This window comes from Pseudoroseicyclus aestuarii, from assembly GCF_003217255.1.
GTDB classification, from domain to species: Bacteria; Pseudomonadota; Alphaproteobacteria; order Rhodobacterales; family Rhodobacteraceae; genus Pseudoroseicyclus; species Pseudoroseicyclus aestuarii.
In genome coordinates this window covers 527,178-540,388 of the sequence record NZ_QJTE01000003.1, presented here as the reverse complement: position 1 = coordinate 540,388, position 13,211 = coordinate 527,178, and the positions used below count along the sequence as shown (strand labels likewise).

At 67.5% G+C, this 13,211-nt stretch carries 13 protein-coding genes, 1 tRNA gene and 1 pseudogene; 9 read left to right on the top strand and 6 right to left on the bottom strand.

Annotated features, from left to right (window positions below; genetic code table 11):
* Positions 1–94 precede the first annotated feature (94 nt).
* From DFP88_RS11920 to DFP88_RS11905, 4 genes and pseudogenes are all read left to right on the top strand, one after another.
* Positions 95–232 (top strand): annotated as a pseudogene (locus DFP88_RS11920) (thioredoxin domain-containing protein); the annotation flags it as partial.
* A 1-nt stretch (position 233) separates the two neighbouring features.
* Positions 234–557, top strand: coding sequence for a hypothetical protein (locus DFP88_RS11915; RefSeq protein WP_110814762.1), 324 nt, complete (start codon positions 234–236; stop codon positions 555–557).
* Between the two features lie 53 nt (positions 558–610).
* Positions 611–925 carry a hypothetical protein gene (locus DFP88_RS11910; RefSeq protein WP_220032322.1) on the top strand — a complete coding sequence of 105 codons (315 nt, stop codon included), beginning with the start codon at positions 611–613 and terminating at the stop codon, positions 923–925.
* A gap of 286 nt (positions 926–1,211) precedes the next feature.
* Positions 1,212–1,577, top strand: coding sequence for a hypothetical protein (locus tag DFP88_RS11905; RefSeq protein ID WP_110814760.1), 366 nt, complete (start codon positions 1,212–1,214; stop codon positions 1,575–1,577).
* A 99-nt stretch (positions 1,578–1,676) separates the two neighbouring features.
* On the opposite strand, the gene DFP88_RS11900 is transcribed toward DFP88_RS11905, so the two are convergent.
* Positions 1,677–1,751, bottom strand: a tRNA-Thr gene (locus DFP88_RS11900).
* 160 nt (positions 1,752–1,911) lie between these two features.
* Between DFP88_RS11900 and DFP88_RS11895 the strand changes: the two genes are divergently transcribed.
* The 3 genes from DFP88_RS11895 (at position 1,912) to DFP88_RS11885 (ending at position 5,291) form a co-directional block, all read left to right on the top strand.
* Positions 1,912–2,817, top strand: coding sequence for a LysR family transcriptional regulator (locus DFP88_RS11895; RefSeq protein WP_110814758.1), 906 nt, complete (start codon positions 1,912–1,914; stop codon positions 2,815–2,817).
* 116 nt (positions 2,818–2,933) lie between these two features.
* Entirely contained in the window at positions 2,934–4,535 is a 1,602-nt protein-coding gene (locus tag DFP88_RS11890) for a peptide chain release factor 3 (RefSeq protein ID WP_110814757.1), read from the top strand.
* Positions 4,536–4,679: 144 nt separating this feature from the next.
* On the top strand, positions 4,680–5,291 hold the full coding sequence (locus DFP88_RS11885; protein WP_110814756.1) for a hypothetical protein: 612 nt from the start codon (positions 4,680–4,682) through the stop codon (positions 5,289–5,291).
* A 141-nt stretch (positions 5,292–5,432) separates the two neighbouring features.
* Here DFP88_RS11885 and DFP88_RS11880 read toward each other — a convergent pair whose 3' ends face one another.
* Positions 5,433–5,864 carry an OsmC family protein gene (locus DFP88_RS11880; RefSeq protein WP_146227484.1) on the bottom strand — a complete coding sequence of 144 codons (432 nt, stop codon included), beginning with the start codon at positions 5,862–5,864 and terminating at the stop codon, positions 5,433–5,435.
* Positions 5,865–6,049: 185 nt separating this feature from the next.
* Here DFP88_RS11880 and DFP88_RS11875 point away from each other — a divergent pair, with 185 nt between their 5' ends.
* Together DFP88_RS11875 and DFP88_RS11870 are read left to right on the top strand one after the other, a co-directional pair.
* A complete protein-coding gene (locus DFP88_RS11875; RefSeq protein ID WP_110814854.1) occupies positions 6,050–7,726 on the top strand; it encodes a DEAD/DEAH box helicase in 1,677 nt (558 codons plus the stop codon).
* Positions 7,727–7,857: 131 nt separating this feature from the next.
* A complete protein-coding gene (locus DFP88_RS11870; RefSeq protein WP_110814754.1) occupies positions 7,858–8,514 on the top strand; it encodes a hypothetical protein in 657 nt (218 codons plus the stop codon).
* Between the two features lie 57 nt (positions 8,515–8,571).
* On the opposite strand, the gene DFP88_RS11865 is transcribed toward DFP88_RS11870, so the two are convergent.
* From DFP88_RS11865 to nuoN, 4 genes are read right to left on the bottom strand one after another with little or no spacing between them, the layout of a single operon-like run.
* Positions 8,572–10,239 (bottom strand): ribonuclease J, encoded by a 1,668-nt coding sequence (locus DFP88_RS11865; RefSeq protein ID WP_110814752.1) that lies wholly within the window; start codon positions 10,237–10,239, stop codon positions 8,572–8,574.
* Positions 10,236–11,009, bottom strand: coding sequence for a type III pantothenate kinase (locus tag DFP88_RS11860; protein ID WP_110814750.1), 774 nt, complete (start codon positions 11,007–11,009; stop codon positions 10,236–10,238). The genes DFP88_RS11865 and DFP88_RS11860 overlap by 4 nt, the downstream gene beginning before the upstream one ends.
* A gap of 4 nt (positions 11,010–11,013) precedes the next feature.
* Positions 11,014–11,787 (bottom strand): biotin--[acetyl-CoA-carboxylase] ligase, encoded by a 774-nt coding sequence (locus DFP88_RS11855; protein ID WP_110814748.1) that lies wholly within the window; start codon positions 11,785–11,787, stop codon positions 11,014–11,016.
* A complete protein-coding gene (nuoN, locus tag DFP88_RS11850; protein ID WP_181418626.1) occupies positions 11,777–13,210 on the bottom strand; it encodes an NADH-quinone oxidoreductase subunit NuoN in 1,434 nt (477 codons plus the stop codon). Before nuoN ends, DFP88_RS11855 begins: the two co-directional genes overlap by 11 nt.
* Position 13,211: the final 1 nt, after the last annotated feature.

Below are 13,211 nucleotides of genomic sequence, written 5' to 3'. Positions count from 1 at the left end.
GCGCCTCGGTGAAGCGGCTTTTCCTCATGTCGTCTGCTCCTTCGGGATGAAGCAAACTCTACATTGAACCGAGGGACGTTCCGGGGGGCAGGTCATGACCAAGGATGCAGAGGCGATGGACCGCGTGACCGAGCTCGGCTACCGCCAGGCTCCCGTCGTCGTTGCCGGCGATCGGCACTGGTGCGGCTTTCGCCCGGAACTCATTAACGAAATCACCGAAAAGGAGATCTGAAATGAAAGATCGTGTTGAAATCGTCTCCATTCTTACCGGTATCGATGCGAACGAGATCCGGGCGGGCATCAGCGAATACAGCGCTCGCCGCGAAGCGGTGGACGAGAAGCAGGCGAAGTCTTTTCGCAAGGGCATGCGCAATCGCATGGGGTTTTACAGCATCGACAAGGAGGTGCCGATCATCATCGCCGACGAGATCTGCAATTTCGAAGACAGAAGGCAGATCAAGCTCGACAATGAAGTCAACGCTATTGCCGCAGTGCTTCACGCCGCAAGGCGCCTGGCGGCGCTGCGCCGGGCCGCGGGTTCGGTTGTCACGGCCTGATACTGAAATCTTCAGCCGCCGGGCAGGCGGGCTTACATGAAGAGGAGATCGGCATGGACGGCAGCATCACGACGGCGGCGGCGGCGATGGTCTACGAGGACCGGAGCCTCATCGTCCCGCCCGGCCGGCGGATCGTCACCGGCTACGCGCCGATCGACCGCGTCCGGATCGCGAACCGGTCTAGGATGGCTATCGGAGATGTTGACGCCGCCATGCGGCAGCAGCTTGCGCTCGGCGCTGCGCAGAAGTGGCCCTGCCCGAACGGGCGGTGGGAGGGCGAAGACTTCGTGGTCCACGACGGCCGGCACGCATTCGTTGCCGCACTGATGCTCGGGCTCGAGCACCTCCTCGTTGCCTGGCTCGAGTAGCGCCGCAGGCCGCGCGCCGCGGCCTGCTACAGAATTCTCATACCCACGCCGAGGGGTCCGGCCGAGGCCGGTGGATTCGGCGAGCGGATAAGCAGTGAGTGCCGCTTCACATGAAAACCGCTGCAGCGTCGGGGCCGGCCAATTCTCCACTGGCATGACGACGCATAAAGCCCGCCCGGCTTTGCCGAGGCGGGCTTTTTCGTGCCCTAGGTAGCGCCGCAGGATCAGCCGGTAAGTGCCGTATTTTAATGGAGTAGCAGCACCGACAAGTAAGGGCGGGTGGAGAATGAAAACGGTTATTGAAGCGGGGGCGGTGATGGGTAGGTCGGGCGGGGATCCGTGCCGGCACTTCGTCGATCGGGTGAGCGAGCGTATTCCGGGCTTTGATCCCTCTGCATTGCGGGATGGGATCAGGTGGGCGCTAAAGCAGGACCGATGGGACCTCGTACACTTCGTCGGCCGCGTCGGAAAAGGGGGGCGCCGCTTCTTCGAGTTCGACGTGCCGGGGCGCGGCACATTCCTCGCGCTAGTCGACACGGACAATCTCGAGCCGATCACTGTCTACGCGCCTGGGATGCATGCGAACAGGATCGACGGGCCGATCCTATACTGCCCCGCCGACCACCGCTGGAAGCCTCAGCGGCGCCTCTGAATCGGCCTTGGCCGGCTGGCGATCGTTCATTTGAACGCTGGAGCACTCCCCAGATCGAGCCTGCCGATAAAGAAAATTTAGCGATTTCAGGAGGTTAACTGGTGCTGCTGGAGAGAATCGAACTCTCGACCTCTCCCTTACCAAGGGAGTGCTCTACCTCTGAGCTACAGCAGCGCCGTGGCCGGGCTTTTACCTTGGCGAGCGCCGAGTGCAAGCCATTTTCGGCGCCCGCCGTTACGGCACCCGGCCCGGGCCCTCCCCCGGCCCCGGGCCTTGTGGCGGCAAGCCATGCATGAGACAGACTCCTACCCCGCCCGAGATTGACGAGCTCCCCGTGCACATCGAGTTCCGCCACCTGCGCACGATCAAGGCGATCCACGACACCGGCGGGCTCGCGCGCGCGGCGGACCGGCTGAACATCACCCAAAGCGCGCTGAGCCACCAGATCAAGGGGATCGAGGAACAGGCCGGGGTCGAGCTCTTCGTGCGCCGCTCCAAGCCGCTGAAGCTCTCCGCCGCCGGGCACAAGCTGCTCGCCGCCGCGGAAGAGATCCTGCCCCGCGTCGCCGCGCTCGAGGCGGAATTCGCCGGCCTCGTCTCTGGCAAGGCCGGGCGGCTGCATATCGCGATCGAATGCCACGCCTGCTTCGAATGGCTCTTCCCGGTGCTCGAGCAGTTCCGCAAGGCCTGGCCCGAGGTCGATGTCGACATCCGCCCCGGCCTCGCCTTCGACGCCATGTCCGCCCTGCGCCGCGAGGAGGTCGACGTGGTGATCTCCTCCGACCCCGAGGATCTGCCCGAGACCGACTTCACCCCCCTCTTCGATTACGAGCCGGTCTTCGTCGCCGCCGCCGCCCATCCGCTGGCCGCCAAACCCTTCATCGAGGCCGAGGATTTCCGCGGCGAGACGCTGATCACCTATCCCGTCGACCGCGCCCGCCTCGATGTCTTCAGCCAGCTGCTGACGCCGGCGCGGGTCGAGCCGGGGACGATCCGCCAGGTAGAGCTGACGGCCGTGATCCTGCTGCTCGTCGCTTCCAACCGGGGCGTCGCGGTGCTGCCGGACTGGGTGGTGCGGCAGGTGCGCTACAATGCCGATTACGTCACGCGCCCGCTGACCGAGGCCGGCCTCAGCCGCCGCCTCTACGCCGCCACCCGCGCCGAGGACACCGCCCGCCCCTTCGTCGCCCACCTCATGCGCCTCGCCCGTCAGGAGGCGGTGAAACTGCAAAGGGGCTGACCCGCCCCTTCATGTTTCTCCAAATACTCCGGGGGGTGCGGGGGGCTGGCCCCCCGCCGAGGTTTCGGCCCGCGCGCCCGATTGCCCTTGCCGCGCCGCGCGCCTAGATAGCGCCCATGTCCAATCGCCCCGCGCTCCCCCCCGAAATCGCCCGCCGCCGGACCTTCGCGATCATCTCGCACCCCGACGCCGGCAAGACCACGCTGACCGAGAAGTTCCTGCTCTTCGGCGGGGCGATCCAGATGGCCGGCCAGGTCCGCGCCAAGGGCGAAGCGCGGCGCACCCGTTCCGACTTCATGCAGATGGAAAAGGACCGGGGCATCTCGGTCTCCGCCAGCGCCATGTCCTTCGATTTCGACCGCTTCCGCTTCAACCTCGTCGACACCCCCGGCCACTCGGACTTCTCCGAGGATACCTACCGCACGCTGACGGCGGTGGATGCCGCCGTCATGGTGATCGACGGCGCCAAGGGCGTCGAGAGCCAGACCCGCAAGCTCTTCGAGGTCTGCCGCCTGCGCGACCTGCCGATCCTGACCTTCTGCAACAAGATGGACCGCGAAAGCCGCGACACCTTCGAGATCATCGACGAGATCCAGGACAACCTCGCCATCGACGTCACCCCCGCCTCCTGGCCGATCGGCGTCGGGCGAGAGTTTCTTGGCTGCTACGACCTGATCTACGACCGGCTCGAGCTGATGGACCGCGCCGACCGCAACCGCGTCGCCGAGACGGTGAAGATCGACGGCCTCGACGATCCGAAGATGGCCGAGCATATCCCCGCCCATCAGCTCGCGCAGCTGCGCGAGGAGGTCGAGATGGCGCGCGCGCTTCTGCCCGCGCTCGACCCGCAGGCGGTGCAGGACGGGACGATGACGCCGATCTGGTTCGGCAGCGCGATCAACTCCTTCGGCGTGAAAGAGCTGATGGAAGGCATCGGCGCCTATGCCCCCGAGCCGCAGCCGCAAAAGGCCGAGCCGCGGCAGATCGCGCCGGAAGAGACCAAGGTCTCGGGCTTCGTCTTCAAGGTGCAGGCCAACATGGACCCCAAGCACCGCGACCGCGTCGCCTTCGTGCGCCTTGCCTCGGGGCATTTCCAGCGCGGCATGAAGCTGACGCATGTCCGCACGAAGAAACCGATGGCGATCTCGAACCCGGTGCTCTTCCTCGCCTCGGACCGCGAGCTGGCCGAGGAAGGCTGGGCCGGCGACATCATCGGCATCCCTAACCACGGCCAGCTGCGCATCGGCGACACGCTGACGGAAGGCGAGGCGATCCGCGTCAGCGGCATCCCCTCCTTCGCGCCCGAGCTCTTGCAGAACTGCCGTGCGGGCGATCCGATGAAGGCCAAGCACCTCGACAAGGCGCTCAGCCAGTTCGCCGAGGAAGGCGCGGCCAAGGTCTTCAAGCCCGCCATTGGCTCGGGCTTCGTCGTGGGCGTGGTCGGCCAGCTTCAGTTCGAGGTGCTCGCCAGCCGGATCGAGATGGAATACGGCCTGCCCGTCCGCTTCGAGCCCTCGCAGTTCACCTCCGCCCGCTGGGTGGCCGGCGCCAAGCCGGCTGTCGAGGCCTTCGCCGCGAAGAACAAGCAGCACATGGCCACCGACAACGACGGCGACATGGTCTATCTCACGCGGATGCAGTGGGACATCGACCGGGTCGAGCGCGATCACCCCGAGGTTCGGCTGACCGCCACCAAGGAGATGATGGTCGGCGGCTGACGGATCGGCCTCGCCGCGTGGCCCCGGCGCACCAGATCCGATGGACGTCTCCCCCAGGGTCTCTTCGCTATTGGGGCACGCACGTAAAGCGTGCATAGGGCATCGAATACGGCTCAAGCCGTTCGTACCCAGGGAGAGGCCAGCATGACCGCCAAATATTTCAGTCCCATTGCCACCTCGATGCTGCTGGCCCTCTCGGCCTGCAACTCCGGCGGGGGCAGCGACACGGATGGCCCCCTCGCCCCCCGCGTCTTCGACACCAGGCTCGAGTCCTTTCTGGAGGATGAGGCATTGGTCGATACGGCGGAGGGGATCAGCGGCGCCGATCTGCCGGTTTCGGGTTCTGCGCGCTACGACGGCTCCATCCTTCTTACGCAGGACGAGCTTTCGCCGGAGTTCCGGCCCGGCGCCCTGATCGGCAGGGCCAGCATGACCGCCGACTTCGCCGCCTCGCGCATCGGTGGCCGCGCCGACAGTTTCGTGGACGAGGCCGACCGCGCTTACGACGGGTCGCTGACGATCGCGCCCACGGACATTGACCGCCAGCGCCATCCGGAGGACGATTTCTCCTTCGAGGGGCCGATCGCGGGCACGCTGACGCATGGCACGACCCGCCTCGAGATCGAGGGAACCCATCGCGGCGGCTTCGCGACGGCTGAGGACGGCACCGAGACAGCGATTTCTATCGTGGACGGTACGATGACCTCTGGCGGCAACACCGCGTCGATGGGCGGCGTCATCCTCACGAAAGACTAGAGCAGCGTTCTGCCATGCCGTGGGGCTTCCACGGCAGGTTCCGGGCGACCCTCGCCGCGCTCTTGGCACGCGCGAGACCACGAACGGCAAAGGCCGGGCGCTTTGGCCCGGCCTCATCGTCCTCGTCGCAGGCTTCGGCTGTCAGCCCAGCAGCTGCGCGTCCATCGTGACTTCGCAGCTCAGCAGCTTGCTGATCGGGCAGCCGGTCTTGGTGCTCTCAGCGGCCTTCGCGAAATCGTCCTGGCTGGCGCCCGGCACCCGCGCCTTGACGTCGAGATGCGCGCGCTTGACGGCGAAGCCGCCGCCCTCTTGGTCGAGATAGATGGTCGAGCGCGCCTCGATCTCCTCGGGCGGGAAGCCGGCATCGCCGAGTTCCTTGGACAGCGCCATGGCGAAGCATGCCGCATGGGCGCTGCCGATCAGCTCCTCAGGGTTGGTGCCATCCTTGCCACCTTCAAAGCGCGTCGCGAAGCCGTAGGGCGCGCTTTGCAGCGTATCCGTCTGGGTCGAGATCTTGCCAGACCCGTCCTTGATGCCACCGTTCCAGATCGCGGTTCCAAATTTCTCGATCATTCCAACCGTTCCCAAAGTTATTGCGTGCCAATCAACGCAGAAGGACCTTAGCCGTTCCCGAGCGGAAATATTGACCATTCTCGACATTTCCCCTATGGGAACTCGAAACGAACGCTCCGGCAATCCGGCCGGGCCGGGCCGCGCCGATGCCAGCGGCCATCAGCCGCACCATCGAAAGGGCGCGCATGACCCAATTTTCCGACCTCAATCTAGATCCCAAGGTCCTCAAGGCCATCCTCGAAGCGGGCTACGAGACGCCGACGCCGATCCAGGCCGGCGCGATTCCCCCCGCGCTCGAAGGGCGCGACGTGCTGGGCATCGCCCAGACCGGCACCGGCAAGACCGCCAGCTTCACCCTGCCGATGATCCACATGCTGGGCCGCGGCAGGGCCCGGGCGCGGATGCCGCGCAGTCTGGTGCTGGCGCCGACGCGCGAGCTGGCCGCACAGGTCGCCGCGAACTTCGACACCTATGCCAAGCACACCAAGCTGACCAAGGCGCTGCTGATCGGCGGCGTCTCCTTCAAGGAGCAGGACGCCCTGATCGACAAGGGCGTCGACGTGCTGATCGCCACCCCCGGCCGCCTGCTGGATCATTTCGAGCGTGGCAAGCTGCTGCTGACCGGCGTGCAGGTCATGGTCGTGGACGAGGCCGACCGCATGCTCGACATGGGCTTCATCCCGGATATCGAGCGCATCTTCTCGCTGACGCCCTTCACCCGGCAGACGCTGTTCTTCAGCGCCACCATGGCCCCGGAGATCGAGCGGATCACCAATACCTTCCTGTCGAATCCCGCCCGGATCGAGGTGGCCCGCGCCGCCACCACCGGCGAGAACATCAAGCAGGGCGTGATCATGTTCAAGCCCAGCCGCAAGGACCGCGAAGGCTCCGAGAAGCGCGCCCTTCTGCGCCGCGTGATCGAGGGCGAGACCGAGCTGACGAACGCGATCATCTTCTGCAACCGCAAGATGGACGTCGATGTCGTCGCGAAAAGCCTGAAGAAGGCCGGCCTGAACGCCGAGCCGATCCACGGCGATCTCGACCAGGCGCAGCGCACGCGCACCCTCGACGGCTTCCGCGAGGGACGAGTGACCTTCCTCGTCGCCTCCGACGTCGCCGCCCGCGGCCTCGACATCCCGGCGGTCAGCCATGTCATCAACTACGACGTGCCCAGCCATGCCGAGGATTACGTGCACCGCATCGGCCGCACGGGCCGCGCCGGGCGCAAGGGCACGACGGTGATGATCTGCGCTGCCAAAGACGAGAAGAACCTCGCCGCCATCGAATCGCTGGTGCAGTCCGAGATCCCGCGCCTCGAAGGCAGCGCGCAGCCGGCCGAGACGGCCCCCGCCGCCGAGCCCGCGCATGCCGATGCCGCCCCCGCCCCCGCCGCAGAGCAGGCCGAGGACAAGCCCAAGCGCAGCCGCACCCGCCGCCGCACTCGCAGCACCGAGGCGGAGACGGCAGAGGCCGCCCCGCAAACCGCGCCCGAGGCCCAGGCGCAGCCGGAGCCGGCCAAGCAGGCGGAGCCCGAGCCCGCCGCCGAGGCGACCGCCAAGGCGGAGCCGGCCCCTGCGCAGGCCGAAGAGCCTGCCGCCGAGCCGCGCAAGCCCGCCTCGCGCGGGCGCGGCCGCGGCTCTCGCGGTCAGAAGGCGCAGGAAACGGCAGCCCCGGCCGCCGAAGAAGCCCCGGCGCCCGAGGCCCCGGCTGCTGCCCCTGCCCCTGCTGCCACGCAGGACCCCGAGGACAAGCCGCGCCAGCGCGGGCGCGGCAAGGGGGGGCGCGAGCCCTCTGTCGTCGGCCTCGGCGAGGACGTGCCCAGCTTCATCGCCCTAAGCTTCGCCGAGCGCCGCGCGAGCTGAGCCTCGACCACAGCACCCAAGCGGCCTTGATGCGCCGCGATACCGGGCGGGGGATTTCCCCCGCCCGTTTGCGTTCACGGCCCGACAAAGCGTGAATTGACGGCAGCGCGAAAGCCGCTGTAGCTCGTGCCATGCGCATCCTTATCCTTGCCCTATCCATGTTCTTCACCCTCGTCTCGGCCGCCGCGGCCGATACCGCGCGCTGCCGGGCCAGCGTGAACGGGCAGGAGCGGCTGATCGAATACGACACCGACATCGACTTCGGCACCCAGCGCTCGCTGAGAGAGCGTCTGACCGCCCTGCCCGGCCGCAGCTGGAGCCGCGCCTGGGGCGAGCCGGTGGCCTGCGACAGCCGCGTCCTCTTCGCCTTCCTCGCGGTCGAGCTGCCGCCAGAGGAGGTCGAGGGCTGGTGCCTTGCCACCGATCCCGACGACGCGGGCTGGCTGCTGGTCCCGGGCGAGCGTGGCGCCTCCTCGCGCTGCTCCGTCGCGGTCTGCGACCGCATCACCGCCGCGGCCTCGGAGGCCGCGGGCGCGGCGGCGCATATCGGCGCCATGGCCCTTGGCGCGCAGCCGCAGGAGGACCCCGAGGAAGGCCGCTCTCTGATGCACAGCACGGGCGCGGCGGTCATGCGCGGCTCGGCGCGCTACCTCGCCGCGAATATCGTTCAGGGCAGCGGCACGCTGGCCAGCGGCCTCGGCACCGCCATGGCCGCCCCCGCCGCGATCGGCGCGGCCGCGGCCTCTGTCGTCGTCGTGGGCGGCGCGGTCTACTACTGCTCGGGCTGAACGCACGAAGGGCGCCCCGAGGGGCGCCCTTCGCATCATCGGCAAGGTCCGCCGCGGTCAGTTGAGCCGGCTGACGATCACCTCGACCTCGGGCTTGCGCCCGACCTCGGACTGGGCGGTGCGGCGCGCGGCGTTGCGCAGTTCCTTGTCGAGGCCCTCCTCGTCGCGCAGCAGCGACTTCTTGGCCCGCGCCATGACCTTGGCGAGGTCGGCCTCGACCACCTCGACCAGCGGCTTTTTCGAGCGGCCTGTCTCGGGCAGGCCCATGACCTCGACCCAGGGATCGCCAAGCGCCTCGTCGTTCTCGTCGATGATCAGCGTGATCGTCAGGTGCCCGTTCAGCGCCATGCGGATACGGTCGCGCACCACGCCGTCCATCGCGCCGATCATCACCGACCCGTCAAGGTAGCTGCGCCCGGTCTCGATGTACTCGGCCACGGTGGGGCGGTTGCCGCTGAGGTCGATCATCATGCCGTTGACCGCGACCATGGAGGTGAGGCCCCCGGCCTCGCCCAGCTTGGCATGCTCGCGCAGGTGCCGGTGCTCGCCGTGCATCGGGACCAGCATCTGCGGACGCGTGATAAAATGCATCATCTGCAGGTCAGGCCGGTTGGCGTGGCCCGAGACGTGGTAGCGCCCGCCCTCGTCGTCGAGGATGTCGACACCCTTCTCCGAGAGCTGGTTCATGATCTTGATCACGCCGCGCTCGTTGCCCGGGATCGTGCGCGAGGAGAAGAGGAAGGTATCCCCTTCCTGCAGCTTCAGCCCGAGGTAGCCGTTCTGCGCCAGCTGCGCGCTGGCGGCCCGCCGCTCGCCCTGGCTGCCGGTGACCAGCAGCATCAGGTTGTCGCGCGGGATGCCGGTCGCCTCCTCGGGGCCGACGGTCTTGGGAAAGCCGGTCAGCAGGCCGGTCTCCGTTGCCGTCTCGACCATGCGGCGCATGGCGCGGCCCAGAAGGCAGATCGTCCGCCCCGACCGCTGCGCCGCGATGGCCAGCGTCTTGAGGCGCGCGACGTTCGAGGCGAAGGTCGTCGCCACGACGAGGCCCGTCGACTTGGACATCATCTCCTCGAGCGCCGGCTGAAGCGTGGCCTCCGAACGGCCCGGCTCGGGCGAGAAGACGTTCGTCGAATCGCAGATCAGCGCCTTCACACCGGGCTTCGAGACCTCTTCCCAGAGGCCGCGATCGAAGGCCTCGCCCACGACCGGCGAGGCGTCGATCTTGAAATCGCCGGTGTGCAGGACGCGGCCCGCGGGCGTGTCGATGCACAGGCCCGAGCTTTCGGGGATCGAGTGGCTGATCGGCAGGAAGCCGATCTTGAAGGGGCCGAACTCCAGCTGCTGGGGCCAGGCCTGCACCTCGACCAGCGCGCTCTCCGGCGCGCCATGCTCGTCCAGCTTGTGGCGGGCGATGGCGGCGGTGAACTTGCGCGCGTAGATCGGCGTGCGCAGGCGGTCGTAGAGGTGGCCGACGGCGCCGACATGGTCCTCGTGAGCGTGGGTCACGAAGATCGCCTCGAGGCGATCCTTGCGCTCTTCGAGCCAGCTGATGTCCGGCATGATGAGGTCGACGCCGGGCGTCGTGTCCATGTCCGGGAAGGTCACGCCCAGGTCCACCAGGATCAGGCGTTCCTGCCCCGGCTTGCCGTAGCCGTAGACATAGGCGTTCATGCCGATTTCGCCGGCGCCCCCGAGGGGGAGGTAGATCAATCTTTCGCCGCTCATGCGGTCTCCTTGTTCGCTTGGTGTATCACGGTCAGCCCGTGGATTGTCAGATCGTCTTCGATTGTGTCGAACAGCACGTCGCCCTGTGCGAAGAGGGGGGCGAGTCCTCCGGTCCCGATGATGCGCATGGGCTGGCCGTATTCGCCCTTGATGCGGTCGCAGATGCCGCGGACGAGGCCGATGTAGCCCCAGAAGATGCCGGACTGCATGCAAGCGAGGGTATTGGTCCCCACCACCTGCTGCGGCTTGGTCACGTCGACATGCGGCAGCGCCGCCGCCGCCTGGTGCAGGGCCTCGAGGCTGAGGTTCACGCCCGGTGCGATCACCCCGCCGACATAGGCGCCGTCCTGCGCCACCACGTCGAAGGTGGTGGCCGTGCCGAAGTCCACGACGATCAGGTCGCCGCCGTGCCGGTCATGCGCGCCGGCGCTGTTGACCAGCCGGTCGGGGCCGACCTGCGTACCGGGATCGACCCGCGGCGGCACCGGCAGCTGCACCTCCGGCTTGCCGACCACCATGGGCCGCGTGCCGTAGTAGCGATCCGCAAGGACGCGCAGGTTGAACACGACCCGCGGCACGGTCGAGGAGATGATGACCTCCTCGATCCGCCCCTCGACCCCCTGCGCCGCCATCAGCGTCGACAGCCAGACGTAGTACTGGTCCGCCGTCCGGCGCCAGTCGGTCGAGGTGCGCCATGTGCCCCTGATCCGGGCACCGTCCCAGAGGGCAAAGACCGTGTTGGTATTGCCGCAATCGATGCAGAGAAGCACGGCGTCAGCCCCAGAACACGTCGGCGGCGGCGATCAGGCGCGGACCCTCGGCCGTTTCCAGCATCAGGTTGCCGTCCATGTCCACCGTGTCGAAGCGGCCCGTGACCTCTTCGTCAGGCAGGCGCGCGGTGATGACCTCGCCGATGCGGGCGGCATGGCGCAGCCATTCCTCGCGCAGGTACGGAAAGCCGAAGGCGCCGAGCTTGCCCTCTTCGGTGGCGAACATCTCGGCGATTAGGGTCAGGACCTCTTCCGCCGTGACCTCGGCGCCCGCCTCGGCCAGCGAGATCGGGGGAAAGGCCTCTGCCTCGAGCCCCTCCGGAACACCGGCGACATTGACGCCGATCCCGATGGAGAGCCAGTCGACATAGGCCCCTGCCCCGGCGCTTTCCAGCAGGATGCCGGCGACCTTGCGGTCGTCCAGAAGCACGTCGTTCGGCCATTTCAGCGACAGCCGGGTCCGGTCGACATGGATCGCCAGCGCCTCGAACAGCGCAAGACCAGCGAGAAAGCTGCGCTTCGCGGCCTCGTGCGGCGTGGCCTCGGGGCGGTAGATCAGCGTTGCCGCCAGATTGCCCTCGGGCATCTGCCAGCTACGCCCGCGCCGACCGCGCCCACCGCTCTGGCGGTGCGCCATGACCCATGTCGGACGCTCGAGATCGGGAAGAAGGCGGCGTGCCTCGTCCATCGTGCTGACGGCCTCGTCCAGCTGGACGAGGCCGAAGCCCTCGGGCCAGAGCCCGCCGCGCGGGCCGAGATCGGGACCCTCAGGGGACAAGGGTTGCCGCCGCGGCTGCGGCGACCCCCTCGATGCCGAAAAGGTTCACGACCCCCAGCACCATGATCGCGGCAGAGGCCATCATGAAGCCCCAGAGCATCGGCTGCGAGGTCTTGTCGAGGCCCTCGCGCTCCTGCCCGAAGTACATCAGGTAGACGATGCGGATGTAGTAGAAGGCGCCGATGACACTCGCGACGGCACCCGCCACGGCCAGCCAGATCAGCCCGCCGTCGATGGCGGCGCGGAAGACGTAGAGCTTGCCGAAGAAGCCGACGAAGGGCGGCACCCCGCCAAGGCTGAACATCAGCACCAGAAGCGCCAGCGCCTTGAGCGGCTCGGACCGGGCCAGAAGGTTCAGCGATCCGATGTCGGTCACCGGGCGGCCGTCCCGCTCCATCGACAGGATGAAGGCGAAGGCGCCGATGTTCATGGTGACGTAGATCGCCATGTAGATCAGCATCGCCTGCACGCCGAAGGCGGTCGCCGAGGCGAGGCCCATCAGCGCAAAGCCCATGTGGTTGATGGAGCTGTAGGCCATCAGGCGCTTGATGTTGGTCTGGCCGATGGCCGCCACGGCGCCCCAGAACATCGAGACCACCGAAAGGAAGGCCAGGATCTGCTGCCAGTCCTCGGCAACGCCGCCGAAGCCCTGGTAGACGACCCGCGCAAACAGCGCCATGGCCGCGACCTTGGGCGCGGTGGCCATGAAGGCAGTGATCGGCGTCGGCGCCCCTTCGTAGACATCGGGCGTCCACATGTGGAAGGGCGCGGCAGAGACCTTGAAGGCGAAGCCGGCGATCAGGAACACCAGACCGAAGAGCAGGCCAAGGCTGACCTCGCCGCCCGCGGCGACGATGATGCCGGCGAAATGCGTGGTGCCTGCAAAGCCGTAGACCAGCGATGCGCCATACAGCAGCAGGCCCGAGCTGAGCGCGCCGAGGACGAAGTACTTCAGGCCCGCCTCGGTCGATTTCACGCTGTCGCGGCGGATCGCGGCGAGGACGTAGATCGCCAGCGACTGAAGCTCGAGCCCCATGTAGAGCGTCATCAGGTCAGCAGCCGAGACCATGACCATCATGCCGACGGTGCAGAGCGAGATCAGGATCGGGATCTCGAACTTCATCAGGTCGCGGCGGCGCAGGTACTCGCGGCTCATCAGCAGGACGACCGCGCCGCAAAGCAGGATCGTGACCTTGGCGAAGCGGGCGAAGCCGTCGTCGATGAAGGTCGCGCCGAAGGCGGGGTGAACCCCCTCCCCCGTGCCGATGAAGAAGGCGATCACCACGAAGACCGCGGCGGTGATCCATGTCAGCGCCGGGGCGATCTTGTCCTTGCCGCCGTAGGCCCCGGCAAGCAGCGCCAGCATCGCGTAAACCGCGATCAGGATCTCGGGCAGGAGGGTCTGGATGTCGTTCGAGATCATG

What these genes read in the sequence shown, in the direction of transcription:
- DFP88_RS11890 (WP_110814757.1), top strand. Translation starts at nt 2,934, where the DNA reads ATGTCCAATCGCCCCGCGCTCCCCCCCGAAATCGCCCGCCGCCGGACC.
- nuoN (WP_181418626.1), bottom strand. Translation starts at nt 13,210, where the DNA reads ATGATCTCGAACGACATCCAGACCCTCCTGCCCGAGATCCTGATCGCG.
- DFP88_RS11910 (WP_220032322.1), top strand. Translation starts at nt 611, where the DNA reads ATGGACGGCAGCATCACGACGGCGGCGGCGGCGATGGTCTACGAGGAC.
- DFP88_RS11885 (WP_110814756.1), top strand. Translation starts at nt 4,680, where the DNA reads ATGACCGCCAAATATTTCAGTCCCATTGCCACCTCGATGCTGCTGGCC.
- DFP88_RS11865 (WP_110814752.1), bottom strand. Translation starts at nt 10,239, where the DNA reads ATGAGCGGCGAAAGATTGATCTACCTCCCCCTCGGGGGCGCCGGCGAA.
- DFP88_RS11870 (WP_110814754.1), top strand. Translation starts at nt 7,858, where the DNA reads ATGCGCATCCTTATCCTTGCCCTATCCATGTTCTTCACCCTCGTCTCG.
- DFP88_RS11915 (WP_110814762.1), top strand. Translation starts at nt 234, where the DNA reads ATGAAAGATCGTGTTGAAATCGTCTCCATTCTTACCGGTATCGATGCG.
- DFP88_RS11880 (WP_146227484.1), bottom strand. Translation starts at nt 5,864, where the DNA reads ATGATCGAGAAATTTGGAACCGCGATCTGGAACGGTGGCATCAAGGAC.
- DFP88_RS11875 (WP_110814854.1), top strand. Translation starts at nt 6,050, where the DNA reads ATGACCCAATTTTCCGACCTCAATCTAGATCCCAAGGTCCTCAAGGCC.
- DFP88_RS11905 (WP_110814760.1), top strand. Translation starts at nt 1,212, where the DNA reads ATGAAAACGGTTATTGAAGCGGGGGCGGTGATGGGTAGGTCGGGCGGG.